The organism is Rhizobium sp. CCGE531 (assembly GCF_003627795.1).
GTDB lineage: Bacteria > Pseudomonadota > Alphaproteobacteria > Rhizobiales > Rhizobiaceae > Rhizobium.
The window spans coordinates 3654184-3680419 of the sequence record NZ_CP032684.1 but is presented as its reverse complement, the minus strand read 5'-3'; the positions used below and the strand labels follow the sequence as shown (position 1 = coordinate 3680419).

The 26236-nt window shown below is 60.8% G+C and carries 29 protein-coding genes; 14 read left to right on the top strand and 15 right to left on the bottom strand.

The genetic code is table 11. The features are described 5' to 3' along the window. Positions 1 to 309: 309 nt before the first annotated feature. The 7 genes from CCGE531_RS17950 to ccmA all read right to left on the bottom strand — a co-directional run bounded on the left by CCGE531_RS17950 (position 310) and on the right by ccmA (position 6014). The gene (locus CCGE531_RS17950; protein WP_120662594.1) at positions 310 to 1497 is read right to left on the bottom strand and encodes an IS91 family transposase; all 1188 of its coding nucleotides are present in this window, start codon (positions 1495 to 1497) and stop codon (positions 310 to 312) included. A gap of 5 nt (positions 1498 to 1502) precedes the next feature. Then, the gene (locus tag CCGE531_RS17945; protein ID WP_120662595.1) at positions 1503 to 2366 is read right to left on the bottom strand and encodes a tyrosine-type recombinase/integrase; all 864 of its coding nucleotides are present in this window, start codon (positions 2364 to 2366) and stop codon (positions 1503 to 1505) included. Positions 2367 to 2620: 254 nt separating this feature from the next. Then, positions 2621 to 3232, bottom strand: coding sequence for a DsbE family thiol:disulfide interchange protein (locus CCGE531_RS17940; protein ID WP_120665768.1), 612 nt, complete (start codon positions 3230 to 3232; stop codon positions 2621 to 2623). Next, complete coding sequence (gene ccmD / locus CCGE531_RS17935; RefSeq protein WP_120665765.1) at positions 3229 to 3402, bottom strand: heme exporter protein CcmD; 174 nt, start codon at positions 3400 to 3402, stop codon at positions 3229 to 3231. The genes CCGE531_RS17940 and ccmD overlap by 4 nt, the downstream gene beginning before the upstream one ends. Position 3403: 1 nt before the next feature. Further along, the gene (locus CCGE531_RS17930) at positions 3404 to 4165 is read right to left on the bottom strand and encodes a heme ABC transporter permease (RefSeq protein ID WP_120665762.1); all 762 of its coding nucleotides are present in this window, start codon (positions 4163 to 4165) and stop codon (positions 3404 to 3406) included. Positions 4166 to 4345: 180 nt separating this feature from the next. Then, positions 4346 to 5005: a heme exporter protein CcmB gene (gene ccmB, locus CCGE531_RS17925; protein WP_120665759.1), complete on the bottom strand. Its 660-nt coding sequence runs from the start codon at positions 5003 to 5005 to the stop codon at positions 4346 to 4348. Between the two features lie 361 nt (positions 5006 to 5366). Further along, positions 5367 to 6014: a heme ABC exporter ATP-binding protein CcmA gene (gene ccmA, locus CCGE531_RS17920; protein ID WP_120665756.1), complete on the bottom strand. Its 648-nt coding sequence runs from the start codon at positions 6012 to 6014 to the stop codon at positions 5367 to 5369. A gap of 261 nt (positions 6015 to 6275) precedes the next feature. Between ccmA and acnA the strand changes: the two genes are divergently transcribed. The 3 genes from acnA (at position 6276) to CCGE531_RS17905 (ending at position 10736) form a co-directional block, all read left to right on the top strand. Further along, entirely contained in the window at positions 6276 to 8966 is a 2691-nt protein-coding gene (gene acnA, locus CCGE531_RS17915; protein WP_120665753.1) for an aconitate hydratase AcnA, read from the top strand. Between the two features lie 258 nt (positions 8967 to 9224). Further along, entirely contained in the window at positions 9225 to 9968 is a 744-nt protein-coding gene (locus tag CCGE531_RS17910) for a thioredoxin family protein (protein WP_120665751.1), read from the top strand. A gap of 366 nt (positions 9969 to 10334) precedes the next feature. Continuing rightward, entirely contained in the window at positions 10335 to 10736 is a 402-nt protein-coding gene (locus CCGE531_RS17905; RefSeq protein ID WP_120665748.1) for a DUF2794 domain-containing protein, read from the top strand. Between the two features lie 260 nt (positions 10737 to 10996). Here the strand turns inward: CCGE531_RS17905 and CCGE531_RS17900 are convergent, their stop codons facing one another. From CCGE531_RS17900 to CCGE531_RS17885, 4 genes are all read right to left on the bottom strand, one after another. Beyond that, on the bottom strand, positions 10997 to 11554 hold the full coding sequence (locus CCGE531_RS17900; RefSeq protein ID WP_120665745.1) for a GNAT family N-acetyltransferase: 558 nt from the start codon (positions 11552 to 11554) through the stop codon (positions 10997 to 10999). Positions 11555 to 11672: 118 nt separating this feature from the next. Beyond that, a complete protein-coding gene (locus CCGE531_RS17895) occupies positions 11673 to 12413 on the bottom strand; it encodes a Bax inhibitor-1/YccA family protein (protein ID WP_120665742.1) in 741 nt (246 codons plus the stop codon). Between the two features lie 196 nt (positions 12414 to 12609). Continuing rightward, the gene (locus CCGE531_RS17890; protein ID WP_120665739.1) at positions 12610 to 15156 is read right to left on the bottom strand and encodes an ABC transporter permease; all 2547 of its coding nucleotides are present in this window, start codon (positions 15154 to 15156) and stop codon (positions 12610 to 12612) included. Beyond that, complete coding sequence (locus CCGE531_RS17885; protein WP_120665736.1) at positions 15153 to 15863, bottom strand: ABC transporter ATP-binding protein; 711 nt, start codon at positions 15861 to 15863, stop codon at positions 15153 to 15155. The genes CCGE531_RS17890 and CCGE531_RS17885 overlap by 4 nt, the downstream gene beginning before the upstream one ends. 80 nt (positions 15864 to 15943) lie before the next feature. On the opposite strand from CCGE531_RS17885, the gene CCGE531_RS17880 reads away from it, so the two are divergent. Both CCGE531_RS17880 and thpR read left to right on the top strand, forming a co-directional pair. Continuing rightward, the gene (locus tag CCGE531_RS17880; protein ID WP_120665734.1) at positions 15944 to 16594 is read left to right on the top strand and encodes an arylesterase; all 651 of its coding nucleotides are present in this window, start codon (positions 15944 to 15946) and stop codon (positions 16592 to 16594) included. A gap of 68 nt (positions 16595 to 16662) precedes the next feature. Further along, positions 16663 to 17259: an RNA 2',3'-cyclic phosphodiesterase gene (thpR, locus tag CCGE531_RS17875; RefSeq protein ID WP_120665731.1), complete on the top strand. Its 597-nt coding sequence runs from the start codon at positions 16663 to 16665 to the stop codon at positions 17257 to 17259. On the opposite strand, the gene CCGE531_RS17870 is transcribed toward thpR, so the two are convergent. After that, positions 17190 to 17672, bottom strand: coding sequence for a low molecular weight protein-tyrosine-phosphatase (locus CCGE531_RS17870; RefSeq protein WP_120665728.1), 483 nt, complete (start codon positions 17670 to 17672; stop codon positions 17190 to 17192). The two genes, thpR and CCGE531_RS17870, sit on opposite strands and share 70 nt — an antisense overlap. A 33-nt stretch (positions 17673 to 17705) precedes the next feature. On the opposite strand from CCGE531_RS17870, the gene CCGE531_RS17865 reads away from it, so the two are divergent. The 5 genes from CCGE531_RS17865 (at position 17706) to CCGE531_RS17845 (ending at position 21319) form a co-directional block, all read left to right on the top strand. Next, complete coding sequence (locus CCGE531_RS17865) at positions 17706 to 18011, top strand: 4a-hydroxytetrahydrobiopterin dehydratase (protein WP_120665726.1); 306 nt, start codon at positions 17706 to 17708, stop codon at positions 18009 to 18011. Positions 18012 to 18078: 67 nt separating this feature from the next. Continuing rightward, the gene (locus CCGE531_RS17860; protein ID WP_120665723.1) at positions 18079 to 18468 is read left to right on the top strand and encodes a YkvA family protein; all 390 of its coding nucleotides are present in this window, start codon (positions 18079 to 18081) and stop codon (positions 18466 to 18468) included. A gap of 332 nt (positions 18469 to 18800) precedes the next feature. Then, positions 18801 to 19364, top strand: coding sequence for an invasion associated locus B family protein (locus CCGE531_RS17855; RefSeq protein ID WP_120665720.1), 564 nt, complete (start codon positions 18801 to 18803; stop codon positions 19362 to 19364). A 285-nt stretch (positions 19365 to 19649) separates the two neighbouring features. Beyond that, positions 19650 to 20885 carry a 23S rRNA (adenine(2503)-C(2))-methyltransferase RlmN gene (gene rlmN / locus CCGE531_RS17850; protein WP_120666929.1) on the top strand — a complete coding sequence of 412 codons (1236 nt, stop codon included), beginning with the start codon at positions 19650 to 19652 and terminating at the stop codon, positions 20883 to 20885. Positions 20886 to 20890: 5 nt separating this feature from the next. Next, the gene (locus tag CCGE531_RS17845; RefSeq protein ID WP_120665717.1) at positions 20891 to 21319 is read left to right on the top strand and encodes a hypothetical protein; all 429 of its coding nucleotides are present in this window, start codon (positions 20891 to 20893) and stop codon (positions 21317 to 21319) included. On the opposite strand, the gene CCGE531_RS17840 is transcribed toward CCGE531_RS17845, so the two are convergent. Further along, positions 21303 to 21944, bottom strand: a complete 642-nt coding sequence (locus CCGE531_RS17840) for a LysE family translocator (protein ID WP_120665714.1) — start codon at positions 21942 to 21944, stop codon at positions 21303 to 21305. The two genes, CCGE531_RS17845 and CCGE531_RS17840, sit on opposite strands and share 17 nt — an antisense overlap. Positions 21945 to 22012: 68 nt before the next feature. Then, positions 22013 to 22867, bottom strand: a complete 855-nt coding sequence (locus CCGE531_RS17835; RefSeq protein ID WP_120665711.1) for an SDR family NAD(P)-dependent oxidoreductase — start codon at positions 22865 to 22867, stop codon at positions 22013 to 22015. A gap of 84 nt (positions 22868 to 22951) precedes the next feature. Here CCGE531_RS17835 and CCGE531_RS17830 point away from each other — a divergent pair, with 84 nt between their 5' ends. The 3 genes from CCGE531_RS17830 (at position 22952) to CCGE531_RS17820 (ending at position 24830) form a co-directional block, all read left to right on the top strand. Beyond that, positions 22952 to 23194 carry a type II toxin-antitoxin system ParD family antitoxin gene (locus CCGE531_RS17830; RefSeq protein ID WP_120665708.1) on the top strand — a complete coding sequence of 81 codons (243 nt, stop codon included), beginning with the start codon at positions 22952 to 22954 and terminating at the stop codon, positions 23192 to 23194. Further along, positions 23184 to 23486, top strand: coding sequence for a type II toxin-antitoxin system RelE/ParE family toxin (locus CCGE531_RS17825; RefSeq protein ID WP_120665705.1), 303 nt, complete (start codon positions 23184 to 23186; stop codon positions 23484 to 23486). The genes CCGE531_RS17830 and CCGE531_RS17825 overlap by 11 nt, the downstream gene beginning before the upstream one ends. A 120-nt stretch (positions 23487 to 23606) precedes the next feature. After that, positions 23607 to 24830, top strand: a complete 1224-nt coding sequence (locus CCGE531_RS17820) for an argininosuccinate synthase (protein ID WP_120666927.1) — start codon at positions 23607 to 23609, stop codon at positions 24828 to 24830. Positions 24831 to 24905: 75 nt separating this feature from the next. Here the strand turns inward: CCGE531_RS17820 and CCGE531_RS17815 are convergent, their stop codons facing one another. After that, complete coding sequence (locus CCGE531_RS17815) at positions 24906 to 25388, bottom strand: MarR family winged helix-turn-helix transcriptional regulator (RefSeq protein ID WP_120665702.1); 483 nt, start codon at positions 25386 to 25388, stop codon at positions 24906 to 24908. A gap of 161 nt (positions 25389 to 25549) precedes the next feature. Between CCGE531_RS17815 and CCGE531_RS17810 the strand changes: the two genes are divergently transcribed. Further along, positions 25550 to 26191 carry a LysE family translocator gene (locus CCGE531_RS17810; RefSeq protein ID WP_120665699.1) on the top strand — a complete coding sequence of 214 codons (642 nt, stop codon included), beginning with the start codon at positions 25550 to 25552 and terminating at the stop codon, positions 26189 to 26191. Positions 26192 to 26236: the final 45 nt, after the last annotated feature.

Here is a 26236-nt window from a genome sequence, read left to right as displayed (position 1 = left end):
GCGGTCCGGCGAATTCGGGCGACCTCATGTAAGCCGGATTGAACTAAGGCGCGGGTAGTTTGACGCTGCTATGGGGAATTTTAGAGCACGCCCGCCGGAGCGGTACCGGGAACAATTTAGCCACGGCCGGTCCATCGGGAAGATAGGTCGAATGTACGCTTTCAGGAGCGGTTTGCCGTACGTTTCGGGGATCTATTTGCGAAATGGGTCGGTACCGGCGGTCTTTTGACCTGGCTAAGGTCAAGCGATATCGCACGCTGGAGATGCGCTGGGTCTGTGGTCGTATAACGTGGCGCGGATTGTCGGGCGTCATGATGTATCGCACCGGAAGGATGAAGGTCGGAGGGGCGCAACTGGTGCAACGTTGACGCCTGTCCTACGCATGGGGCGCCGGCAGTCGGGGCATTCGTAGGAGTGCGTTTGCTGCGATTTGGCTGAATGGGGTTGCCCGCCTGTTGGTGATGGCTGGCCGAGGAGGCTTCTGCAGAGACTGATACGATCCCGCCGATGACAATTGGCGAGAAAGCCGAAGTGGCGCATGCGGTGGAAACCATCCGGAATTACATGAAGGAGAAAGCGCCGAATGAACTCGTAGGGACGAAGGCGCATGATCTTGTCACGGTCGCGACCATTGCCACGATAATCCTTCCATCGGAAGGCGACGTGGTCGCCATCGGCATGAACGATACGGCTGTTTGCGATAGCGACACGATGGGTGTAGCGGCCGAGATAGGCAAGCACCTGGTCCGGCCCACCGAAGGGCGGCTTGGCATAGACGACCCATTCGATGCTGCGAGCGCGCGAGAGATGGCAGGTGAATGTGTTGTCGTCGTTGAGATGAGCGAGTTCGTTGACGAAGTGCAGCTCACCTTGGGCGAAAGCTTCAGCGAGGGCGGTCAGAAAGAGTCGCCGAAACAGGCGTGACAACACCCGAACGGGTAGAAAGAAGCCCGGTCGGCACGCGACCCACCTTGATCTGTCTGGTGAAAGACCGCCGCCCGGCACGAGACAATGGGCATGGGGATGGTGGGTCATCGCCTGGCCCCAAGTGTGAAGGACGGCGGTGACGCCGATCTCGGCGCCCAGCCATTTGGGGTTGGCCGCGATGGTCTGCAGCGTCTCGGCTGAGATCCGCATCAGCAATGCATAGACGACCGCCTTGTTCTGGAAGGCGATCTCGGCGACGCCACGCGGTAGCGTGAAGACCACATGGAAGTATGGGACTGGCAAGAGATCGGCGACGCGTGCGTCGACCCACTCCTTGCGAGCCGCGCCCTGACACTTCGGGCAGTGGCGGTTACGGCAGGAATTGTAAGAGATGCGGGTCTTGCCGCACTCGTCGCAGGCATCGACGTGACCCCCGAGCCTGGGTGTCCGGCAAGCTTCTATCGCGCCCATGACGCGTCGTTCGCCGCGGCCAAGATGACCGACGTTCTCCCACCTATAAGAGTCCCCATGTCGCCGGAAGATGTCGGCGACTTCGAAGGTCGGGCGCAACCGATTTACGATCCCGGCGGCGTCACCTCCAGCTGCAACAGATCAAGTGGGCTGGCTGTTGATCGGATCGTGTCGGTGGAAACCTGCGTATAGTGTGCCGTGCTCGACAGATGGGCATGGCCGAGCAGGACCTGGATGATCCGGATGTCAGTGCCATTCTCCAGTAGGTGAGTGGCAAAGGAATGCCGCAACGTATGAACGGTGACGCGTTTTGAAAGACCCGTTGCGGCAACCGCCGATCGGCAAGCGGCATTCAAGACTGTCGGTTCGATCGGTTTGTCGGCATCACGCCCTGGAAAAAGGAATGCCGTGGGGCGCGATAGACGCCAATAGCTGCGCAGGATGCCGAGCAGTTCTGTCGACAGCATAACGTATCGGGCTTTGGCGCCTTTACCATGGCGAACATGCATCACCATGCGGGAGCTGTCGACATCCTCGACCTTCAGTCCGCAGACCTCACCGACCCTGAGGCCAGCAGCATAAGCCGTAGTCAGCGCCACGCGCGCCTTCAGACTGGAGACGGCCTCAAGAAATTGCACCACTTCGTCCGCCGACAGAATAACAGGAAGTTTCCGTGGCTCGCGCGCGTACGGGATCCGCTCGGGGACATCGTCCTGACCCAGAGTGATCCCATAGAAAAACCGAAGAGCGCATACAATCTGGTTCAACGATGCCCAGGATATCCCGGTTGAGACGAGGTAAACCTGGAAGCTACGAATATCGTCAAGATCGAGCCGATCAGGCGATCGGGCGAAATAGCGGCTGAACTTCCGGACTGCACTGATGTAGGATCGTTGGGTCGCCGGGGACAAATTGCGGACCGTCATGTCCTCAATCATCCGGCGGCGAAGAGGGCTCATCTCAGCCATCGGGGCCTCCTGTCTGAAGGGTGGGTTGCAACACAACCATCCTCTCAGTCAGGGCGCTCTCGTCAAAGCCTGCCTCAAATCGCCGCGATCAGCGGCTTAGTTCAATCCACGATTCTAACAAAGTCAGAAACGCTCTAGCGGTTGATGGACAGAGATTAGCCCTCATGGTGAGGTGCGGAAGCCCGCAGGGCTGAAGCCTCGAACCACGAGGGCGGGTTGTTGTTGCTGCCGCCTTCTCCGAGGAGAGAAGGTGTCTAAGTTGCCGGCTTCTCCCGCGCCTTCGCTATCGCCGGATAAAGCCCTTCCTTCAGGCTGGTCGGCGTGAAGGGGCCGACTTGTTTGTAGAGGATCGTGCCGTCGGGGGAGACGAGGTAGGATTCCGGAATGCCGTAGACGCCCCAGTCGATGGCGGCGGAGCCGTTCGCGTCGATGCCGATGGCGTTATAGGGATTGCCGAGTTCGCCGAGGAAGCGGAGCGCGTTCTCGCTCGTGTCCTTGTAGTTGATCGCCACGATGTTGAGCTGACCGATCTTGGCAAGCTCCTTCAGCACCGGATGCTCGTCGCGGCAGGGGATGCACCAGGAGGCGAAGACATTGACGAGCGTCAGCTTGCCCTTGATGGCGTCATCGGTCAGCGCCGGCAGGTTGGAACCCTCAAGCGGCGCGAGCGCAAGCTTGGGCGCCTTGGTGCCGATCAGGGCCGAGGGGATGGCCGAGATATCGGTGCCGTGCACTTCCTGGTCATACATGACCTTGCCGACGGCAAAGGCGATGCAGGCAAAGACGATGAGCGGGATCAGCGCCAGCAGATAGCGCGCGGTGCCGCTCGATTTTACGCCATTCTTGTTGTCGGCATCGGCCGTCATTTCGTCTCGCCCTCGGGCGTGCGCTGCGAGCGGCGACGGATCCCCGATGCCTCCAGTGCTGCCAGCTCGCGGCGGCGCAGGCGCCCGTCTACCCAGGTCCAGGCGATGACGGCGAGGATCATGATCGCGGCAAAGCCATAGGAGCCGTAAACGTAGAAGGGATGCGTCATGCTATTCCTCCCGGCCCGCCATGCGCGCGGCGATGCGGCGCTGTGCGGCGATGCGGCGGCGCCAGATCTCGTTGCGGATCGCCATCAGGTGCAGCGTGAAGAACAGCAGCGTGAAGGCGAGCGCCATGACGAAGAGCGGCCGGAGGAATTCCGCGTCGATGGCGGGGCCGTCCAGGCGCATGATGCTTTCCGACTGATGCAGCGTGTTCCACCAATCCACGGAGAACTTGATGATCGGAATATTGATGAAGCCGACCAGCGTCAGGATCGAGGCGACGCGCGCGGCCTTGGACGGATCGTCCATGGCGCGGTTCAGCGCGATCAGGCCGAGATACATCAGGAACAGGATGAAGACCGAGGTCAGGCGCGCATCCCAGACCCAATAGGTGCCCCACATCGGCTTGCCCCAGAGCGAGCCGGTGACCAGCGCGATCAGCGTGAAGGCGGCGCCGAGCGGGGCGGCCGTCTTGCCGGCGACATCGGCCAGCGGATGGCGCCAGACCAGCGTGCCGATCGCCGACATGCTCATGATCGTGTAGCACATCATCGAAAGCCAGGCGGCCGGAACGTGAATATACATGATGCGGACGGTATCGCCCTGCTGGTAATCGCCGGCGGTCGTAAAGGACAAATAGAGGCCGATCGCGAGAAGCACGGCCGAGATGACCGCCAGCCAGGGAATGAGACGCGCCGAAAAGGCCAGAAACCGCGTGGGGTTGGCGAGGTCGGAAAATCGGCTGATCGCAGGGCTGATATCGCTCATGCGGCTTGTTTAACCCGATATGGCTTTTGCGGCAATCGACAGCATTGTCTCAGATCGACGAAACAGTATCTCCGTTAGAGCCTTTCCGCTTTTCCTCGAAACGCGAAAACGCTCTATCCTTTTATTGTCTCGCAATTCCGGACGGAAAACCGCTTCGCACTTTTCCTGGAATTGCTCTGATCAATCAGTCGTGTTCCGCAAGGCAAGGGCGGCGGCGGCTGGGCCGATGACGGCGAAGAACAAAGTCAGCGCGATCAGGATCAGGAAGGGCGGCAGGAAGGGTTGCGGTCCCTCGACGGCGGCATAGGTGGCGCTGACGCCGAAAATCAGCACGGGAATGGTGAGCGGCAGCACCAGAATGGAGACCAGCAGCCCGCCGCGCGGCAGCGCCACGGCGACGGCGGCACCGACCGCGCCGATGAAGGTGATCGCCGGCGAGCCGACGAGCAGGGTCAGCGCCGTGGCGGCAATCGCCGTCTCGTTCATATTCATAAAGAGACCGAGCAGCGGCGAGGCGATGACGAGGGGCAGGCCGGTCGCCACCCAATGCGCCGCACATTTGATGAAGACCGTGAGGACCAGCGGCGTTTCCTGCATGACGAGCAGGTCGAGCGAACCGTCGTCGCGTTCGGCCTGGAACAGCCGGTCGAGGCCGAGAAGGCTCGCCAGCAGCGCGCCGATCCAGACGATGGCCGGGCCGATGCGCGAGAGAAGCTTGAGGTCGGGGCCGACGCCGAAGGGAATGACGGCGACGACGGTCAGAAAGAAGAGGATGCCGATCAACGCCCCGCCACCGGCGCGCACCGAAAGTTTGAGGTCGCGGAGGAAGAGGGCGGTCATGGACGGTGACTTTCAAAGTGGCCGGAGGGAGCGCCTTTCGCCTGGCTCAAGGCGCGAGAAGCGTTTGCTTCTCGCCACCCCCCTCTGCCACTTTGGGGCATCTCCCCCACAAGGGGGGAGATCGGAAGCTCGCTGCGCGCTCGAAGCCACGCAACGGCTTCCGGTACTCGCAGACAATATCGAAGTTGCTTATGGCACGTAGCTGCCGCCCACGATCTCCCCCCTTGTGGGGGAGATGTCACGATAGTGACAGAGGGGGGTAACTCATCGCGCAGCGATGAGCCTCTCCTGAAGGAGATGTCATGAAGATGCGCAGCACGAGGGGGGTGACGAAGGCTCGGCAAATTCGGTATTGTCGATTTCATCCCCACACCCCCTCGCTCACCCCGGCAAACCCCGTCATCCGCATCTCCTGCATATTCTCCAACCCCAGCGGTTGATGCGTCGCCGCAAGAACGATGCCGCCATTCTTCTGGTGGGCCGTGATCAGCTGCGCGAAGAGCTGGTCGGACGAACTGTCCAGCGCCGCCGTCGGCTCGTCGAGTATCCAGATCGGGCGATGGGCGACGAGGAGCTTTGCGAAAGCGATTCGCCGCTGTTGGCCGGCGGAGAGGTAGCCGAAGGGCAGATGGGTGATGTTCGCAAGCCCGACGGCGTCGGCCGCTTCATCGACATTAAGGCCGAAGCCGCCCGGCATATCGCCGAGAAAGGTTTTCCAGAAGGTCAGGTTTTCGGCGACGGTCAGCTCGGATTTCATCGCATTGCGGTGGCCGAGATAGTGGCTGGCTTCGCCGGCCGGCCTGTCGGATTCGTCGTCCTTGCCCCTCCATGTGACACGGCCTTTTTCCTGCCTGAGAAGGCCAGCCACCACGCGCAGAAGCGTCGACTTTCCAGAGCCGTTGCGCCCGGTCAGAACGAGGGCGTCGCCACCTTCCAAGTCAAAGGAAACATTGGAGAAAATCAGGTCTTCACCCCGCCTTGCCGCCAGATTTTCAGCGCATAGATGCATTCGCCCAGGCTCTCCTCGTTCTCGTTGCCGCAGCGCGCAAAAAATTGTCCAAATTTGCGCTTTGCCACTCTGGCAAGTCTTTACGAAATTATCTATAAGACCTGCAACCACGCCAGCGGTCGGCGTGAATTCCATCCTTGCGCCGAACTTAAGGTTTTCCCTTACGTGCGGACAGCGGAAATGGCCGCACCCGCATCCTGATGTGCATAAAGTGCATAGGCGTTCGCACGACTGTGTTGGCTATCAGAAACGGGGTATCTCGTGTCTAAATCTCTTGACAGTTTCAATTGTCGTTCCACGCTGACTGTGGGCGGGAAAGACTATGTCTATTTCAGCCTTCCCAAGGCTGAGGCCAATGGTCTGCCCGGCGTTTCCAAGCTGCCTTATTCCATGAAGGTGCTTTTGGAAAACCTGCTGCGTTTTGAAGACGGGCAGTCGGTCACCAAGGAACATATCGCCCAGGTCGCCGAATGGCTGACCAACAAGGGCACCGTCGAGAACGAAATCGCCTATCGCCCGGCGCGCGTGCTGATGCAGGACTTCACCGGCGTCCCGGCCGTGGTCGACCTTGCTGCCATGCGCGACGCGATGGTCTCCCTCGGCGGCGATCCGGAAAAGATCAATCCGCTCGTTCCCGTCGACCTCGTCATCGACCACTCCGTCATCGTCGACGAATTCGGCACGCCGCAGGCTTTTGCCCGCAACGTCGAGCTGGAATACCAGCGCAACGGCGAGCGCTACCGCTTCCTGAAGTGGGGCCAGCAGGCATTCCAGAACTTCCGCGTCGTTCCCCCCGGCACCGGCATCTGTCATCAGGTGAATCTCGAATATCTCGGCCAGACCGTCTGGACGAAGGAAGAGGACGGCGAAACGATCGCCTATCCCGACACCTGCGTCGGCACCGACAGCCACACGACCATGATCAACGGCCTCGGCGTTCTCGGCTGGGGCGTGGGTGGTATCGAAGCTGAAGCTGCGATGCTTGGCCAGCCGGTCTCCATGCTGCTGCCTGAGGTCATCGGCTTCAAACTGACCGGCAAGCTCAAGGAAGGCGTCACCGCGACCGACCTCGTTCTGACCGTCGTGCAGATGCTGCGCAAGAAGGGCGTCGTTTCCAAGTTCGTCGAATTCTTCGGCCCCGGCCTCGACAATATGCCGCTCGCCGACCGCGCCACCATCGGCAACATGGGTCCGGAATACGGCGCGACCTGCGGCTTCTTCCCGGTCGACAAGGAAACGCTGCACTACCTCAACATGTCCGGCCGCGCCAAGGACCGCATCGCTCTCGTCGAAGCCTATTCCAAGGCTCAGGGCATGTGGCGCGACAATGACGGCTCCGACCTCGTCTTCACCGACACGCTGGAACTCGACCTCAACGATGTCGTGCCGTCGATGGCCGGCCCGAAGCGTCCGGAAGGCCGTATCGCGCTCGAAAACATCGCTTCCGGCTTCGCCACCTCGCTGGACACCGAATACAAGAAGCCCGGCCAGCTTTCGAACCGCTATGCCGTCGAAGGCACGGATTTCGATCTCGGCCATGGTGACGTTGCCATCGCCGCCATCACCTCCTGCACCAACACGTCTAACCCGTCTGTGCTGATCGCCGCCGGCCTTCTCGCCCGCAACGCCGTTGCCAAGGGCTTGAAGACCAAGCCGTGGGTCAAGACCTCGCTCGCACCGGGATCCCAGGTCGTCGGCGAATATCTCGCCAAGTCCGGCCTGCAGGCCGATCTCGACAAGCTCGGCTTCAATCTGGTCGGCTTCGGCTGCACCACCTGCATCGGCAATTCCGGCCCGCTGCCGGCGCCGATCTCGAAGACGATCAATGACAAGGGCCTGATCGTATCGGGCGTGCTCTCCGGTAACCGTAACTTCGAAGGCCGTATTTCGCCTGACGTCCAGGCCAACTACCTGGCCTCGCCGCCGCTCGTCGTCGCCTATGCGCTCGCCGGCTCGGTGCAGATCGACCTGACGGAGGAGCCGATCGGCGAAGACCAGAACGGCAAGCCCGTTTACCTGAAGGACATCTGGCCGACCTCGCACGAGGTTCAGGAGTTCATCCAGAAATACGTCACCCGCGAGCTCTACGAGAGCAAATATGCCGACGTCTTCAAGGGCGACGCCAACTGGCAGGCCGTGCAGGTTCCTCCGGGCCAGACCTATACCTGGGACGACAACTCGACCTATGTGCAGAACCCGCCCTACTTCGTGGGCATGGGCAAGACCGGCGCCGGCGTTTCCGACATCAAGGGCGCTCGCGTCCTCGGCCTCTTCGGCGACAAGATCACCACCGACCATATTTCGCCTGCCGGTTCGATCAAGGCTGCCTCGCCGGCCGGTTCCTACCTCATCGACCATGGCGTCGGCGTTGCCGACTTCAACCAGTACGGCACGCGCCGCGGCAATCATGAGGTCATGATGCGCGGCACCTTCGCCAACATCCGCATCCGCAACCACATGCTCGGCCCGAACGGCAAGGAGGGTGGCTACACCATCCACTATCCGTCCAAGGAAGAGACGTCGATCTACGATGCGGCCATGCAGTACAAGGCCGAGGGCGTTCCGCTCGTCATCTTCGCCGGCGTCGAATACGGTAACGGCTCGTCGCGCGACTGGGCTGCCAAGGGTACGAACCTGCTCGGCGTGCGCGCCGTCGTCGCCCAGTCCTTCGAGCGCATCCATCGCTCGAACCTGGTTGGCATGGGCGTCATCCCCTTCGTCTTCGAGGACGGCACCACCTGGGCCAGCCTTGAGCTGAAGGGCGACGAACTCGTCACCATCGAAGGCCTGGCTGATATCAAGCCGCGCGAGCGCAAGATCGCCAAGATCACCTATGGCGACGGCACGGTTCGCGATATCCCGATCATCTGCCGCATCGATACGCTCGATGAGGTCGTCTACGTCAACAATGGCGGCATCCTGCAGACCGTTCTGCGCGATCTCGCCGCCTGATAGGCGTCTGAACCACTCTTGCACGCCGCCGGGAAAAGTCTCCCGGCGGCGTCTTGTTTTTCACGGGGATGTGTACGGCGCTCTTGCTATGCGGCCTTTGTCTCACCCCATCGTGACTTTGCGTCATCGCGCTAAACTATTATCTCTTGTTTCAGGTTTTTCGGGCTTGATGTGAGCATGATCGCTCGACGAGCATGAGTGTTTCGGAGCCCATGCGGGCAGAAGGCTCTTGAGATTGGATGCAGAGGTAAAATAGAAATGCGCCTTCGATTTTCGGCTCCACTTCTGGCAGGCATCGCGCTGGCAAGTTCGCTGCACGCGCAGGAGGCGTCGAAGATCGTGGGCGTCGTCGAGCTCTTCACCTCGCAGGGCTGCGCTTCCTGCCCCCCCGCCGATGCGGCGTTCCGCAAGCTGATTCGCCAGGGCAATGTCGTCGCGCTCGCCTATCATGTCGACTATTGGAACTATCTCGGCTGGAACGACACCATGGCGTCCAAGGACAATACGGCGCGCCAATATGCCTATGCCCGCACGATGGGGCGCAGCGGGGTCTATACGCCGCAAGCGATCGTCAATGGCAGGGACCATATGAACGGCGCCGATCTCAATGCCATCAATGTCAAGCTCGACGACTTCCAGCGCAACGGCGAAGGGCTGACGGTTCCGGTGAATGCCGCCGCGAAGGGCGACGAGTTCGAGATCAAGATCGGCGCCGGTGAGGGCAGGGCCAATGTGGTCGTCGTCTATTTCGACAAGGAGCAGATGGTGGCGCCGAAAGGCGGTGAAAACACCGGCCAGCAGATCGCCTACATGCATGCCGTATCGGATGTCGAGACCGTGGGCATGTGGGATGGCAAGGCCATGAGCCTGGTACTGCCCTCCACCGTGCTTGATAAGGCCGGCCGAAGAGGTCTTGCTGTCCTTCTGCAATCGTCGACGCCTTCGGGCGATCCGGCTGCTATTCTTGGAGCAACGGTTCTGACGATCGGCTCTGACGGCTGAGCGGCATTTCTGAATTTCGAATCTGAATTTCGAAAAGTTCTCTATTTCGGCCGACGCCAAAAGATTCCCTATTTTGGCTCGCGCCAAAAAGTCTCTATTTCGGCTGACGCCGAAAAGAGGGGGTGCCCGGCGAGGACGCAGCGGGGCTGGGGTTTAATCGATGCGCCCCGGCCGGGCCGTTTGACGCGGCGGCGTCAAACTGGCCCTATACTTCCTGTAAATTGGGCGTCGTTTTGTCTGAAATGCGGCACTGCCGAGATGCTTTCGGGCGTGGGAAAGAAATTGTGAGCTGTCAGCCGACTTGCAATTTGGTGTGGCTGAGGCAAACTGTCATTCTCCTGTCATGAGATAGCCCCTGGGGGATTGATGACTGATCAGCCGGATTTGCGACACGGCGAACACCGTTCCGCCGATACTAACTCCTCCGTCGTCGTCGATATCAGGGAATACAAACAAAGCAAGGATCCGCTACCGGTGACCTTCCATCGCCGGGAGCTGGACGCGATTTTATGGATCTACGGCCGCATGGTCGGCGAAGGCGAATGGCGCGACTACGCCATCGACCACCTGAAGGAGAAGGCGGTTTTCTCCGTCTTCAAGCGCTCCGGCGAAATGCCGCTCTTCCGCATCGAAAAGAATCCGAAGCTCGCGGCCAAGCAGGGCGCCTTTTCCGTCATCAACACCAACGGCATGATCCTGAAGCGCGGCCACGAGGTACAGCAGGTTCTGAAGGTTTTCGACAAGCAGCTGAAGCTGGTGGATAAGTAGTTTCTCTTCATCGGCTGTGTATCACGCGGAAAGTGCGGCACCCCCCTCTATCACTGTCGTGACATCTCCCCCACAAGGGGGGAGATCGGTAACTCGTTGCGTGCTCTTGCCCCAAGCGAATGTCGAATCTGCAGAAACTGCAGTTTGTTGATTTGGAAGGAACGAGCGTCAAACTCCCCACAATCTCCCCCCCTTGTGGGGGAGATGTCCCGACAGGGACAGAGGGGGGTATCAGAGGTGCGGCATATATGAGACCTGCTTTAGCCTCCAAACAACGTCCCAGGATAGACCGACGGATCCGGATCGGTGCCGTTGCCTTCGCCCAACGCCTTCTGCATCAGCATGGTATCGAGCCATCGGCCGTGCTTGTAGCCGGTGCCCTTCAAGAGGCCGATTTCGGTGAAGCCTGCGGCGCGGTGCACGGCGACGGAGGCGGGATGCGCGCCGCCGATGACGGCGATCATCTGGCGGAAGCCGAGTGTCTCGCAGCGTTCGACGAGCGCATCGAGCAGCAGCCTGCCGACGCCGCGCCCGCGGGCCTCGGCCGCCAGATAGATCGAATCCTCCACCATCCAGCGATAGGCCGGCCGCGTGCGGAACGATGAGGCATAGGCATAGCCGAGGAACACGCCGGCCTCGTCCTCGGCGACGATATAGGGGTAGTTCTTTTCACGGATTGCCTGGAAACGGCCTGCCATCTCCTCTTCGGTCGGGGGCGTGAGCTCATAGCTCGCCGTGCCGTTCAACACGGAATCCCGGTAGATGGCGGTGATGTGGGGGAGGTCGTCTGGAGTTGCGCTGCGAAGGCTGACGGACATTGCTTCTATTGCCTGATCTGCTTGATATGACCGTCGGTATCAAATCGTACGGCCGGCAGCCAGGCAAATAAAAAAGGCGGCCGAAGCCGCCTTTCCGTTGCTTATTCATGCCGTGCGATTAGCGGCGATTGCCCATAAACTGCAGCAGGAACATGAACAGGTTGATGAAGTCCAGGTAGAGCGACAGGGCGCCCATGATGGCCTTGCGGCCGGCTACGGTCGCATCATCGGCCGTATAGTACATTTCCTTGATCCGCTGCGTATCGTAGGCGGTGAGGCCCGCGAAGATCAGGACGCCGATCACGGAGATGGCGAACTGCATGGCGGACGAAGCCAGGAAGATGTTGACCAGCGACGCGATGATCAGGCCGAAGAGGCCCATCATCAGGAACGAGCCCATCGCGGAGAGATCACGCTTGGTCGTGTAGCCGTAGAGCGACAGCGCGCCGAAGGAGGCGGCGGTCACGAAGAAGGTCTGCACGACGCTCTGGCCGGTGTAGATGATGAAGATCGACGACAGCGACAGGCCCACCAGCGCGGCGTAGACCCAGAAGGTCGTCGTCGCGGCAGCCACGCTCATGCGGTTAATCCTGAAGCTCAGGAAGAAGACCATTGCCAGCGGGGCCAGGATGACCACCCACTTCAGCGGGCTCAGATAGATCGCCTGGCCGAAGGCCGTGATCTGTCCGTTTGCAAAGGCGAGCGAGAAGGAGAGATAGGCGGCAACACCGGTGATCGCCAGACCCAGCGCCATCAGGTTATAGACCTTGAGCATGTAGGCTCGAAGGCCCTCGTCTATCATCGCACCGGATTGCGCACCGCTCTGCGTCCGGTTTTGGTAATTGCGGAAGTCAGCCATGTTTTCCTCTTTCAAGCTCCGATTTGGGAACGGTGTCGGGCCTTTCAAGCCCAGGCGCCGCTGCGGAGCTTCAGCATGCCTGCACAGAATATGAGGCTTTCGTGCCTCATACACAAGGGTCAAGCGATCTGGCGCATGTTAAATCGATGTAATATCGAGCCGTTTTGCCGGCTTCTGGTTCATCGTTCGTAATGAATCAGAGCTCGCGCAGAACGGGCGCCGCCTTCTGGCCGAGAATCCGCCAGGTACCGATGAGGCCGATGCCGACGGTCAGCACCAGGGCGATGATCAGCGTCGAGAAGGCGACGTCTGGCAGGAAGGCCGACGGCAGGTGCATGACGCGGCTGACGATGTACCAGGCCGATGCGGAGCCTGCGATCAGCGCGAAGATGGCGGTTGCCGCGCCGAGGATCAGATATTCGTAGCTGAAAGCGCGGATCAGCGTCGCTCGTGTCGCGCCGAGCGTCTTGAGGATGACCGCGTCGTGGGTGCGGGCGCGATTGCCGGCCGCGAGCGCACCCGCCAGCACCAGCACGGATGAGATGAGGGCGACCGAGGCGGCGGAGCGGATGGCGGTGGCGAGCTGTCCCACAAGCGTGTTGACGACATCGAGCGCATCCTTGACGCGGACGCTGGTGATGGTCGGGTAGGCATTGGTGACCTTCCGGAGGATCGCAGCTTCCTGAGCGGAGGTGGCCGAAGTGTCGGTCAGCGTTGCCAGCCAGGCATGCGGGGCGCCCTTGAAGGTATTGGGCGAGAAGATCATCACGAAATTGATCGACAGCGATTGCCATTGCACCTTGCGGAAGCTGGCGATCTTGGCGGTGACGTTGCGGCCGAGCACGTTGACGGTGACCTTGTCGCCGAGCTTCAGGCCGAGCGCCTTGCCCTCTTCATCGGAAAAGGAGACCAGCGGTTCGCCGCCATAATCCTTGTCCCACCATTTGCCTTCCGTGATCGAGGTGTTTTCCGGCACGGTTTCGGCATAGGTGATGCCGCGATCGCCGCGCAGCACCCATTGCCCGGCGGCCGGCACCTTCATCTTGGTGACATCCTCGCCGTTGAAGGCGACGATGCGGCCGCGCAGCATCGGCGCCTCGACGAGCTTGCCCTTAGGATCTTCGGCGAGCACGATCTTGCGGAAACCTTCCAGTTCCGGCCCCTGAATATCGACGAAGAAGAAATTCGGCGCCTGTTCGCTCATGCGGCCGGTCAATTCCTGGCGCATGTTGCCGTCGATCAGTGTCAGCGTCACCAGAAGCGCCAGGCCGAGGCCGAGCGACAGCACGACGGACGAGGTGAGTGCGCCCGGCCGATGAATATTGCCGATCGCCAGGCGTAGCGCGGGCGAGCGTACGCGCGGGCTGCGGCGGGCAAGCCAGGAGAGCGCGGCGGCGACGACGCGCAGGATGACGAAGGCGACGGCGATCGACACGACGAAGACGACCGCGATGAAGCGGTCATAGGCGGTGACGATCGCGAGCGCTGCAAGTGCCGCCACCAGCAGGCCGGCGGCAAGCAGATAGGGCCAGCCGGGCAGGCGGCGCGCTTCGAAGCCCTGCTCACGGAACAATGCGGTCGCCGGCACCTCGCGGGCATGGCCGAGCGGCGGAATAGCGAAGGCAAGCGTCGTCAGCAGGCCGAAGACGGCGGCAAGCGTCAGCGCGCCGGGGTAAAGCCTCGGCGCCGTCGATATCGGCAGGAATTCAGCCATGAACTGCGACGCGATCATCGGTGCGATGGCGCCGAGAACAAGGCCGACGGTGATGCCGGCCAGCGCAATGACGGCGATCTGGATGAGATAGATCAGCACCACGACGAAGGCCGGCGCGCCCAGGCACTTGAAGGTGGCGATGGTCGTGCGTTTGGAATCGAGGAAGGCGCGGACGGCATTGGCGACGCCGACGCCGCCGACGATGAGAGCCGCCAGGCCGACGAGCGTCAGGAATTGCGAGAAGCGGGTGACATTGTCGGCGAGCTGAGGCGCTGCGCGGTCGCTGCTGCGGATGGACCAGCCGGCTTGCGGGAAGGCGGCATTGGCACGGTCGCCGATATTGCGGATGCCCGTTGCGGGATTGTCCATGCGGATCCGGTAGGCCTGCTCGACGAGGCTGCCTGTCGTGATCAGGCCGGAGGCAATCAGCGCGTCGCGGCTCGTCACCAGGCGCGGCGCAAAGCCGAAGCCTTCGGAGACGGCGTCCGGCTCGCGCTCAACGGTGCCGGTGATGCGCAGCTTGGTGTTTCCGAGCAGCAGGGCGTCGCCGATCTTGAGGTTCAGGCGTTCGAGCAGCAAGGGGGCAACGACGGCGCCATAGGTGCCATCCCTGGCGGCGAGCAGCGTTGCGAGCGGCTGGTTCGGCTCGGCCTTGAAGGTGCCGTAGAGCGGATAGGCATCGTCAACCGCCTTGACCTCGACCAGCGCCTGATCGGAGCCGTCGGGCAGGCGCGCCATGGAGCGCAGTCCGGTGGAGCGGGAGACTTTGCCTAAGCTTTGGAGATAGGCAAATTCCTCCGGCGTCGCCTCGCGGTTGCGCAGCTCGAACCGGGCATCGCCTGATAGCAGTGACTGCCCCTGCGTCGAGATCGCATCGGTAATCGAACGGGAAACGGAATTGACGGCGGCAATCGCTCCCGTGCCGAGCGCGATGCAGGCGAGGAAGATGTAGAAGCCGCCGAGGCCGCCGCGCAGCTCGCGCAGGGCAAGGCGGAAGGCGAGCGTCAGGCGAAATCCCGCCGCGCTCATGCAATCACTGCCTGGCTGGTGCGTGTGCGCGCACTGTCATTCTCGATTTCGCCGGAGCGGACACGGATCTGACGCGAGCAGCGGGCGGCAAGCGCCGGATCGTGGGTGACGAGCAGCATGGTCGTGCCGCGCTCGGCCTGCTGGGCGAAGAGCAGGTCGGCGATCTGCCGTCCGGTATCGGTGTCGAGATTGCCTGTCGGTTCGTCGGCGATCAGGACGGCGGGCGAAGGCGCCAGCGCGCGGGCGATGGCGACGCGCTGCTGCTCGCCGCCGGAGAGCTGGCCTGGGTAGTGATTGAGCCGCTCGCCCAGGCCTACGGCTTCCAGCTCTCGCCGGGCGATAGCGAAGGCATCGCGGACATTGGCAAGCTCCAGCGGCACGGCGACGTTTTCCAGCGCCGTCATGTTGGCGATCAAATGGAAGGACTGGAATACGATGCCGATATTGCGGCCGCGGAAATCCGCGATGCGGTCCTCGCTCAGGCTGTGCAGGGGCGTATCGCGGATCAGAAGTTCGCCGCTGTCGAGCTTTTCGAGGCCGGCCAGCACCATCAGCAGGGTCGATTTGCCGGAGCCGGAGGGGCCGACGATACCGATAGCTTCGCCTTCCATGACCGTGAGATCAATCCCCTTCAGCACATGGACTGACGCGGCGGCATTGCCGAGCGTCAAATCCGCCTTCTTCAGCTCGATGATGGTTTTTGCCAATGCGAACGACCTATATATCAGAGAACATCAGAGACATGGCGGGCGCGACGAGCCCGAGCAGCGAATTTAGGGAATGGATCATGGGTTTTAAAGTTGTCGCGCTTCACTTCGCTGTCATCACTTTCGGTCTTTTGTTTGGCGCGATGGGCGCTGCGAACGCGCGGACCATCCAGCTCGTCGGCTTCGGCGATAGCTTGATGGCGGGTTATCAGTTGCCGCCTGGCGATGGCTTTCCCACCAAGCTGGAGGCGGCGCTGAAGGCGAAGGGGCTGGATCTCGCCGTCGCCGATGCCGGCGTCTCGGGCGATACGACCTCGGGCGGGCTCGCGCGCATAGATTGGTCGGTGCCCGACGGCACCGACGGCGTCATCCTCGAGCTCGGCGCCAACGACGCGCTGCGCGGCATTCCGCCGGAGCAGACGGAAAAGAACCTCGAAACGATGATCGAGCGGTTGAAGGGCAGAAAAATCCCGATCTTTCTCGTTGGCATGCTGGCTCCGCCGAACATGGGACCTGACTACGCCGACAAGTTCAACCCGATCTACAAGCGTCTTGCCGATAAATACCAGCTTGTCCTCTATCCGTTCTTCCTCGACGGTGTCGCCACGCATGCGGATCTGCAGCTCGCCGATGGCATGCATCCGAACCCCAAGGGCGTGGATGTGATGGTCGAGCATATGTTGCCGACTGTTATTAGTTTTGTAGGGACGATTGACGCAGGTGCGAAATAGGTGCTTGCACCGACTGCAAATGCGTGATTCCCTACTTGTACCTGCAAGAGATTCGGGGAGTGCTCGTCATGCCGAGACTTTTTACCGCCCTCGAAATTCCGCGCAACGCGGCCATGAGCCTTTCGTTGTTGCGCGGTGGTCTTCCCGGAGCCAGGTGGATCGACGTTGAAAATTATCACATCACCCTTCGGTTCATCGGCGATGTCGATGGCCGCACGGCTGATGAGATCGTCGACCGGCTGGACCGGATAGATCGCCCAGAGTTCCAGCTTCGGCTGGAGGGCATTGGCTCCTTCGGCTCCAAGAAACCGCATTCGGTCTGGGCCGGTGTCTCGCAGACGCCGGACATGCACGCGCTGCAAGGCGAGATCGAGCGCATCTGCCAGCGCATCGGCCTGCAGCCCGATCCCCGCAAGTTCACGCCGCATGTTACGCTCGCAAGGCTGAAGTCCTCGCGGGTCGACGATGTCGTGCACTATCTCTCCGGTCGCGGCAACTTCTATACTCAGCCGTTCACGGTGGGGCGCTTCGTGCTTCTGTCGTCACGCGAATCGGTTGGCGGCGGCCCCTATCTCACGGAAGAGATATTCCCGCTTCACGAGCCGCGCAGCACCTTCCCTGCCTTGGGCAACAGCTCGCTGCAGCCCGCCAAGAGCATGGTGTAAACCGTCTCGAAATCCTCGCGATCGCCATAGTAGGGGTCCGGAATATCCCTGCTGTTGCCGAGCGCGAGGGCATTGAAGAGATGCAGTTTGCCGAGCGCATCGGCGGGTGCCGTCTTGCGCAAGTTCTTCAAATTGTCTTGATCCATTGCCAGGATCAGATCGAACCTGCCGAAATCGGCAGGTTCGATACGCCGGGCGCGCTGGCGTGAAATATCGATTCGGTGACCTGCCGCGACGGCGATCGAGCGGCGATCCGGCCGCTCGCCTTGATGCCAGCCGCCGGTGCCGGCGGAATCGATTTCGAATTCGTCCGAGCGGCCGGCCTCGCCCGCCAGATGCCTGAATATGCCTTCGGCAAGGGGTGACCGGCAGATATTGCCGGCGCAGACGAAAAGAATCCTGTGACGATCCATGCTATCGTTTCACCGCTAGAGGAGTAGTTTGCCATGAAATACGAGAAGCTGGACCGGACGGCAATCGATGAAAATCTTGCGGAACTTTCAGGCTGGGCGCTTGCGGACGACGGCCTTTCGATTTCGAAGACCTTCAAATTCCGCAATTTCGTCGAGGCCTTCGGCTTCATGACGGAAGCCGCGCTTGCCGCGGAAAAATTCAACCACCATCCGGAATGGTTCAACGTCTATTCCCGGGTCGAGGTGAAGCTGACGACGCACGACGTCGGCGGCCTGACCGACCATGACGTCAAGCTGGCCAAGGCAATGGAAAAGGCGGTGGCGCGCCGGCTCGATTGAATCGCGGCAAGCGATCACCATATGTTTACCCGGCCCGGGCGACGGGCCTCGCTAGAGGTGAAATGGAATGGATGACATCAAGTATGGGGAAATCCTGATGCCTGGTGACGAAGAGACCCAAAAAGAGCAGGAGAAATCGGTGCGCAGCAAATTCTGGCCGACCTTGCGAAAGGCAGCTCGCCATATTCCCTTTTCCCGCGACGTCGTGGCCGCCTTCTATTGTGCCTTCGACCCGCAGACGCCGACGCGTGTGCGCGGCATCCTGCTGGCGGCACTCGGCTATTTCGTCATGCCGATCGATATTATCCCCGATTTCTTTGCCGTCATCGGCTTTTCCGATGATGTCGCGGTGCTGACGCTCGCTTTCAGCATGATCAGGGGCCATATCCGCCAGGAACATTACGACGCCGCCGACCGCGCGCTGGAGAGCGAGCCCGAGGCCGTCAAGACGGCCTGATGCTCGTTTTGCGGGGCCGATCTGAATTCTTTCGGGTTTCCAGAGATTTATGAGGCCTCCCTGATTTTAGCGAGGTCAAATTCTTGCCCGAATCTTTCTGTCTTAAATCGAACCTGCAGGGTGGTACTTCACCATCCGGGTTTTCCAATTCCTTCTGATGCGTTTCAAGCTTTGCGCGATAACTGGATTGAAATGGCACGGAGCCGGTGGCGGCAGCGCTCCGTTGACGGTTTGGTAACCTGAATAAAGTCAAAATAAGGCAGCTCACGAGCACAGGCGTGCGTCAATCGAATCGCCATGAGCTCTGGATCGCAAGAAATCGGCAGGAAACCATGTTTGTAAAAAGCTTCGCAATCGCCCTCTCGCTCGTTCTGGCCGGAACCGGCATCGCGTCCGCGCAGACCAAGAAGCAGAAGCAGACGCAGCAGGCACCGGCGGCGACAGCGGCCGCGCCAGCAGCTCCCACGCGCATTCAGCAGTTCGAAGCCTGGGGCGCTTATTCCTATCAGTCCGCCGGCGGAAAGGTGTGCTACGTTCTCTCGGTGCCCACAGCGAAGGCGCCGACGACGGGCATCGACCATGGCGACAATTTCTTCATCGTGTCACAGCGCCCGGGCCAGAATATTTCCTATGAGCCGCAGGCGATGATGGGCTATCCGCTCAAGGATAGTTCCAAGGTCAACGTCATCATCGACAACAAGACCTTCGTGATGTTCACCAAGGACAAAGCCGCCTGGGTCGAAAACGCCGCGCAGGAGCCGGCTCTGGTCGCCGCGCTGAAATCAGGCCATTCGCTGAAGGTTTCGGCGACCTCGAAGAAGGGTACGGCGACCTCCTACACCTATTCGCTGAAGGGCGTCAGCGCTGCGCTCAAGCAGATTGAAAACTGCAAGTAAGATCGAAGGCATAGGGATCACGAAAACGTGATCCCTATGCCGCGGCGACCGCAATGACGAGGCCGGCCATATCGACCGGCCTTTTGCTTTTTAGAGCTAAACTCGCTTTTTAGGGAAAGGGATGACGCGAGCGGAAATTAATGCTAAAGGCCGCGCCAACAGCAGGTGTCCGGCAGACAGCTTGTCCCGCCACCGCATGAATCTTCAGATTTCCGTGCCTTGCCCGCATCCGCAGCTATCGTCGGCTTTTGCGGCATCGCCGATGTGAACCGTTGGAACGATCCTATGTCCGCCACCGATGTCATGACCCCCTCCAGGCTCAAGCCGATGCCCATGTCGCAGCCGGTCGAGCTCTCGCCGAAGCCGTCGCTGATCGGCCTGACGCGCGAGGAAATGGGTGCTGCCCTCAAGGAAAAGGGCGTCGCCGACAAGCAGATCAAGATGCGCGTCAGCCAGCTCTGGAACTGGATCTATGTGCGCGGCGTCTCCGATTTCGATGCCATGGCGAATGTCTCGAAGGACATGCGCGAAATGCTGAAGACGCATTTCACCATCGCCCGTCCCGAGATCGTCGAGGAGCAGGTTTCCAATGACGGCACCCGCAAATGGCTGTTGCGCTTTCCGCCGCGCGGCGCCGGCCGGCCCGTCGAGATCGAGGCCGTCTACATCCCGGAAGAAGGTCGCGGCACGCTTTGCATTTCCAGCCAGGTCGGCTGTTCGCTCACCTGTTCCTTCTGTCATACCGGCACGCAGCGCCTGGTGCGCAACTTGACGGCGGAGGAAATCCTGTCGCAGCTGCTTCTGGCGCGCGACCGTCTCGGCGATTTCCCGGACCGCGAAGCGCCGCAAGGCACGATCATGCCGGCTGAGGGACGCAAGGTCAGCAACATCGTCATGATGGGCATGGGCGAGCCGCTCTACAATTTCGACAGCGTCAAGACGGCGCTGCTGATCGCATCCGACGGCGACGGCCTGTCGCTTTCAAAGCGGCGCATCACCCTTTCGACCTCGGGCGTCGTGCCGGAAATCTATCGCACCGGCGACGAGATCGGCGTCATGCTGGCGATTTCGCTGCACGCCGTGCGCGACGATCTGCGCGACATGCTGGTGCCGATCAACAAGAAATATCCGCTGAAGGAGCTGATGGACGCCTGCCGCGCCTATCCCGGCCTCTCGAATGCCCGGCGCATCACCTTCGAATATGTGATGCTGAAGGGCGTCAACGACAGCCTCGAGGATGCCAAGGGGCTGATCCAGCTTCTGAAGGGCATTCCGGCCAAGATCAATCTGATCCCCTTCAATCCCTGGCCGGGCACGAACTACCAGTGTTCCGACTGGGAGCAGATCGAGAAGTTTGCCGATTTCATCAATTCGGCCGGCTATGCCTCGCCGATCCGCACGCCGCGCGGGCGCGACATTCTCGCCGCCTGCGGTCAGCTGAAGTCGGAGTCGGAGCGCATGCGCAAGACGGAGCGGTTGGCTTTCGAAGCCATGATGATCGCCAATCACGGCGAGGATTGAGATCGATGCTTCTCGGACTGCGCAAGCCGATACGGCTCTTATGGGGCTATCTCGCCGCTTGCGTTCTGATGGGCTTCGTACTCGCCTGTGCTGCCGCATGGACAGTGCCGGAGACCGCGGCACCCGAGCTTTTCGTTCTGACCGTCGCGTTGACGAAGGTCGCGCTGATCGTCAGCATCCTGCCGTCCCTTGTCGTCATCCCCATTCTCGAATGGCGGCGGGTTCGCCGCTGGTACGGCTACGCGATCTATGGGGCCATTCTGTCGGCCGTGGCTTCCATCCTGATATCCGGCGGCGTGGAACGACCGCAGACCCTCAATCTGATCACCATTGCGGTCTGCTTCGCCTTTCTGGGCACAGCCAGCGCCACCGTCTATTGGTGGATTGCCGGCCGGTTTGCCGGTCGCTGTTCCATGCTCAACGAGCCTGAGTGAAGAAGATCTTCATCGCGAAAATCGAGAAGACGCCGGCAAAGGTGTAGTCGAGGCCGCGCATCACGCCGCGGTTCCTCTGCAGCCACGACGACAGGCCGTCGGCGGCAAGAACGACGAGCATGTTCACCGGCATGCCGATGACGATGAAGAAGAAGCCGAGGAAGAGCAGCTTGTGCGTGACGGCCGGATCGCCCGCCGTGACGAACTGCGGCAGGAAGGTCATGAAGAAGATGATGACCTTCGGGTTCAGCAGATTGACCCAGAAGCCGGTTGAAATATTGGCAAGCGGCGTGCCCTTGATGGCATCGACCTTTTTGACCGACAGGCTGGAGCCGAAGCGGATCGCCTGGATCGCCAGCCAGAGCAGATAGGCAGCACCCCCGGTCTTGAGCATGGTGAAGGCAAGCGGAGAGGCTGTTATCAGCGCCGAAATGCCGAAGGCCACCAGGCAGGTGTGGACGACGACGCCGAGGCTGGTGCCGAGCACGACAAAGAGCGCCGGCTTCTTGCCCTGTGCGAGCGCGCGGCTGATCGACAACGTCATGTCGGGGCCGGGCGTCATGGCCAGCAACAGGCTCGCTGCCGCAAAGGCGAAGAGGGTCGGCAGGCTGGGTATGAAATCCATGAAAGTCGCTCCGAAAGCCGGATGATGATGCTCAGCGTTTTCTTATCCGGCTTTCAGGGGATTGCAAATCAATCCTTCTTTTCGAGGAAGGTCTTGAATTGATCGGCATAGTCGGGGTGCCAGCGCGACAGCGGCGGGCGGTTCTCGACGATATCGCCGGCGGCCCAAAGCATGCGGCGCTCGTCGACAGGCCGGGCGACATCGTTGTCGGGGCAAAGGATATAGAAATCGCCACGCTCCAGGCTTTCGACCATGAACTCGATCGTCTGCTCCGGCGTCCAGGCACCGGCGGGCTTTTCCCGGCGCTCGCCCTTGGTCAGACCGGTGAAGACGAAGCCGGGAATGAGGAGATGGGCCGATATCTTCGCGCCGTCCGTATTGCGCAATTCGTGCTGCAGCGCTTCGGTGAAGACCTTCACGCCGGCCTTCGAGACATTGTAGGCGGGATTGCCTGGGGGTGTGGTGATGCCCTGCTTCGAGCCGGTGTTGATGATGACACCCGGTTCGCCATGCGCCAGCATGCCGGGTCCGAAGGCGCGCGTGCCATTGATGACGCCGAGGAGGTTGACGCCGAGGATGGCATCCCAACCGGCCTGGGCGCTGAAGACCGAGGTCTCCGGACCGATGCCGGCATTGTTCATCAGCACATGCACTCGGCCGAAGCGCTGCAGGACGGCGCGCTGCAACGCTTCCAGCGCATCCTTGCTGGCGACATCGGTCTCCACGGCCATGACATGCTCTTCGCCGGTGATCGCCTTGAGTTCGGCGGCCGCTTGCGCCAGCCGGTCGCCGCCGAGATCGGCGATGACGACGCTCATGCCGAGCGAGGCGAAATATTTCGCCGCTGCAAAGCCGATGCCCGATGCGCCTCCGGTGATGACGGCAACATTGGATTTCTTGAAAATCTCTTTAATATCGGTCACGGGCAGGTCCTCCCCAGGCATTGTTCGGTCGCCGCCGAATATGGTACTTTCGGGAACCAAGTCAAACCAGTTGGAGGCCGGCGGGTGACAAAGCATGTGTCCATAGACATCGACGAGCAGATGGCGGCATTCATCGGCGAGCAGATCAGCCACGGCAACTACGCTTCGCCGAGCGAGGTCATTGACGCGGCACTGAAACTATTGCGCAGCCGGGCGGAAATAGAAGCGATTGCGATCGCCATTGCCGAGGGCGAGGCCTCGGGAGAGCCGGAGGAGTTTGACGGTGAGGCGTTTCTGACGGAGCTGCACCGCAAATATGTCCGCTAAAAGCCGATCCTATAAGCTCTTGCCGAAAGCGCGACAGGATTTGGATGCTATTTGGCGATACACATTTGAGACTTGGTCTCTTCAGCAGGCAAATACTTACTACAACGAGCTGATTGGTTGTTTTCCGGAATTGGCAGCTGGAACCGCCCGGGGTCGCAAAGTTAGCGGTATCAAACCTGATTATCTTGCTCTGGCCTCCGGCTCACATTTCATCATCTACAAAGATGGCGCTCAAACGGTCACAATCATCCGCATCCTGCATCGGCGAATGAATATCGGTGCTCATCTCTGACGCTGTCCTGCGAAACATCCAGCTCGCGCTTCCCCTTGCGCCTTGCGATAATCTCGCTAAAAGTTCCGCGATACAGGTTTGCGGGCCTTTCCTCTGGCCCGCCTCGAAACGGAACTCATCATGGCATCACATAAAGACGTGAAGAAAGTCGTTCTCGCCTATTCCGGCGGCCTCGACACCTCGATTATCCTGAAGTGGCTGCAGACGGAACTGGGTGCCGAAGTCGTCACCTTCACCGCCGATCTCGGCCAGGGCGAAGAGCTGGAGCCGGCGCGCAAGAAGGCCGAGCTGCTTGGCATCAAGGAAATCTATATCGAGGATGTGCGCGAGGAATTCGTGCGCGATTTCGTCTTCCCGATGTTCCGCGCCAACGCCGTTTATGAAGGCGTCTATCTGCTCGGCACGTCTATCGCCCGGCCGCTGATCTCCAAGCATCTGATCGAGATCGCCAAGAAGACCGGCGCCGATGCCATCGCGCATGGCGCGACCGGCAAGGGCAACGACCAGGTTCGCTTCGAACTGTCGGCCTATGCGCTGAACCCGGACATCAAGATCATCGCCCCCTGGCGTGACTGGTCGTTCAAAAGCCGCACCGACCTGCTCGAATTTGCCGAGAAGCACCAGATCCCGGTTGCCAAGGATAAGAAGGGCGAGGCGCCGTTCTCCGTCGACGCGAACCTGCTGCACTCTTCTTCCGAAGGCAAGGTTCTGGAAGATCCGGCCCAGGAAGCCCCGGAATATGTGCATATGCGCACGATTTCTCCCGAAGCCGCTCCCGACAAGGCTACGATCATCAAGGTCGGCTTCGAAAAGGGTGATGCCGTTTCGATCAACGGCAAGCGCCTGAGCCCGGCAACGCTGCTCGCCACCCTCAACGACTACGGCCGCGACAACGGCATCGGCCGCCTCGACCTCGTCGAGAACCGCTATGTCGGCATGAAGTCGCGCGGCGTCTACGAGACCCCCGGCGGCACGATCCTGCTGGCAGCCCATCGCGCCATCGAATCCATCACGCTCGATCGCGGTGCCGCGCACCTCAAGGACGAGCTGATGCCGCGTTATGCCGAGCTGATTTATTACGGCTTCTGGTTCTCGCCGGAGCGCGAGATGCTGCAGGCCCTCATCGACAAGAGCCAGGAGCATGTCGAAGGCGAAGTGACGCTGAAGCTCTACAAGGGCAATGTCATGACCATCGGCCGCGAAAGCCCGAAGTCACTCTATTCCGACAAGCTCGTCACTTTCGAGGACGACCAGGGCGCCTACGACCAGAAGGATGCGGCCGGCTTCATCAAGTTGAATGCGTTGCGCCTGCGCACGCTCGCCAAGCGCAATCTGTCGAAGTAATCGATGTTTCCATATACTGAAAAGCCCGCTTCCGGTCACCGGAGGCGGGCTTTCTTATGGAATCGACGGCCGGAATTAATCGACCGGCCGTAATTCGCGCTCGACTTCGACAGGCGCTTCGGCCTTCTGCAGATTGCTGCGGAAGGCGCAGAGTGCGTCATGCAACTGAAGTTGAAGATCCTTATCGAAGCCTTGCGTCGCATTGCGTTCGACTTCGCAGATTTCTCTGTCGATCTGCTTCAGCTTGGCGTCGGCAGATTCCGAAAGTACGATCCGCTTGGCGCGGCGATCGAGCGGATCGGGCTGGCGTTCGATCAAGCCGCGTGCCTGCAGCTTGTCCAGAAAGGCGCTGACCGTCATCGGCTCCAGCCCCATCCGGGAGGCGATGTCGAGCTGGCGGCTGCCGTTGATGGCGGCGACCTGCATCAGCGTCCGTGCTTCGCCCGCCGTCAGTCCGAGCCCTGCGACGAGAATACGTCTCTCGAAGGCCGTCCTGATCAATCGGGCGCAATCGCTCACAAGAAAGGCGAGCGAATCCGTATTAATCCTGCTGGTCATAAGCGCTTCCCTACCTACGCTCTTTAATTTTTAGGCCCCACTACGTTCTTATTGATTTCGTCCCATGAACACAACGACTTCTTCTGTCCGAAAACGCGCTGCCGCTTGACCGGGTTCCACAGATTGCTACTCTCGCGCGACTGCCAGCGGGAACGCCCATCATGACGCAATCACTTGTTGTAGGCGCTTTTCTGGCCGCGCTCTTCTATGTCCTTATTCCCGGCCCTGCTTTTCTGGCGCTGCTGGGCATCGGCGCGGGGCAGGGGCGCAAGGCGGGCGCATTCTTCGTCAGCGGCCATCTGCTAGGCGATCTCGTCTGGTCCACGCTTGCATTGGTCGCCATCGTCGGCGCAAAGACCATCGGCACCTTCGTCTTCGATCTGCTCGGATTGCTATGCGGTTTCTATCTTGCCTGGATCGGCTGGAGCGCCGTGACCGCCAAGCCGAAGGGCGAAGGCAAATCGCTCGTCAATGTCGAGCGGCCCTTCCGTCGTGGCCTGATTTTCGGCGTTACCAATCCGAAGGGCTATCCCGTCGCTCTGGCGACCTTCACGGCCCTTGTCGCAGGCTCCGCCGGCGCGCTGACCTTCAGCGCGCTGCCGCTGCTGCTTGTCGTTTCCTTCGTCGGCTTCATAACGGCCGATCTCATCCTGATCAGCATCATCGGCGCCGGCTCCGTTCGGCGTTTCTATCGCGCCCACGAGCGGCTGATCGTGCTTTGCTCTGGTGTGCTCTTCATGGGTTTCGCGGCGCAGGCGCTATGGCATGCTACGCCGGGCTTGCTTGGCTGGCGCAAGGCCTGATCGTCCTCATTCAATTTGTTCGTTCAATTTGTTCGGCCCGGCGCC

Excerpts from the sequence above, each read along its gene's own strand:
- CCGE531_RS17945 (WP_120662595.1), bottom strand. The coding sequence starts at position 2,366 with ATGGCTGAGATGAGCCCTCTTCGCCGCCGGATGATTGAGGACATGACG.
- ccmD (WP_120665765.1), bottom strand. The coding sequence starts at position 3,402 with ATGACGCATCCCTTCTACGTTTACGGCTCCTATGGCTTTGCCGCGATC.
- CCGE531_RS17940 (WP_120665768.1), bottom strand. The coding sequence starts at position 3,232 with ATGACGGCCGATGCCGACAACAAGAATGGCGTAAAATCGAGCGGCACC.
- CCGE531_RS17880 (WP_120665734.1), top strand. The coding sequence starts at position 15,944 with ATGGGTTTTAAAGTTGTCGCGCTTCACTTCGCTGTCATCACTTTCGGT.
- CCGE531_RS17845 (WP_120665717.1), top strand. The coding sequence starts at position 20,891 with ATGCTTCTCGGACTGCGCAAGCCGATACGGCTCTTATGGGGCTATCTC.
- CCGE531_RS17855 (WP_120665720.1), top strand. The coding sequence starts at position 18,801 with ATGTTTGTAAAAAGCTTCGCAATCGCCCTCTCGCTCGTTCTGGCCGGA.
- CCGE531_RS17840 (WP_120665714.1), bottom strand. The coding sequence starts at position 21,944 with ATGGATTTCATACCCAGCCTGCCGACCCTCTTCGCCTTTGCGGCAGCG.
- CCGE531_RS17905 (WP_120665748.1), top strand. The coding sequence starts at position 10,335 with ATGACTGATCAGCCGGATTTGCGACACGGCGAACACCGTTCCGCCGAT.
- thpR (WP_120665731.1), top strand. The coding sequence starts at position 16,663 with ATGCCGAGACTTTTTACCGCCCTCGAAATTCCGCGCAACGCGGCCATG.
- CCGE531_RS17810 (WP_120665699.1), top strand. The coding sequence starts at position 25,550 with ATGACGCAATCACTTGTTGTAGGCGCTTTTCTGGCCGCGCTCTTCTAT.
- ccmB (WP_120665759.1), bottom strand. The coding sequence starts at position 5,005 with ATGACCGCCCTCTTCCTCCGCGACCTCAAACTTTCGGTGCGCGCCGGT.
- CCGE531_RS17870 (WP_120665728.1), bottom strand. The coding sequence starts at position 17,672 with ATGGATCGTCACAGGATTCTTTTCGTCTGCGCCGGCAATATCTGCCGG.
- CCGE531_RS17825 (WP_120665705.1), top strand. The coding sequence starts at position 23,184 with ATGTCCGCTAAAAGCCGATCCTATAAGCTCTTGCCGAAAGCGCGACAG.
- CCGE531_RS17820 (WP_120666927.1), top strand. The coding sequence starts at position 23,607 with ATGGCATCACATAAAGACGTGAAGAAAGTCGTTCTCGCCTATTCCGGC.
- CCGE531_RS17895 (WP_120665742.1), bottom strand. The coding sequence starts at position 12,413 with ATGGCTGACTTCCGCAATTACCAAAACCGGACGCAGAGCGGTGCGCAA.
- ccmA (WP_120665756.1), bottom strand. The coding sequence starts at position 6,014 with ATGCATCTATGCGCTGAAAATCTGGCGGCAAGGCGGGGTGAAGACCTG.
- CCGE531_RS17900 (WP_120665745.1), bottom strand. The coding sequence starts at position 11,554 with ATGTCCGTCAGCCTTCGCAGCGCAACTCCAGACGACCTCCCCCACATC.
- CCGE531_RS17815 (WP_120665702.1), bottom strand. The coding sequence starts at position 25,388 with ATGACCAGCAGGATTAATACGGATTCGCTCGCCTTTCTTGTGAGCGAT.
- CCGE531_RS17930 (WP_120665762.1), bottom strand. The coding sequence starts at position 4,165 with ATGAGCGATATCAGCCCTGCGATCAGCCGATTTTCCGACCTCGCCAAC.
- CCGE531_RS17890 (WP_120665739.1), bottom strand. The coding sequence starts at position 15,156 with ATGAGCGCGGCGGGATTTCGCCTGACGCTCGCCTTCCGCCTTGCCCTG.
- rlmN (WP_120666929.1), top strand. The coding sequence starts at position 19,650 with ATGTCCGCCACCGATGTCATGACCCCCTCCAGGCTCAAGCCGATGCCC.
- CCGE531_RS17910 (WP_120665751.1), top strand. The coding sequence starts at position 9,225 with ATGCGCCTTCGATTTTCGGCTCCACTTCTGGCAGGCATCGCGCTGGCA.
- CCGE531_RS17860 (WP_120665723.1), top strand. The coding sequence starts at position 18,079 with ATGGATGACATCAAGTATGGGGAAATCCTGATGCCTGGTGACGAAGAG.
- CCGE531_RS17865 (WP_120665726.1), top strand. The coding sequence starts at position 17,706 with ATGAAATACGAGAAGCTGGACCGGACGGCAATCGATGAAAATCTTGCG.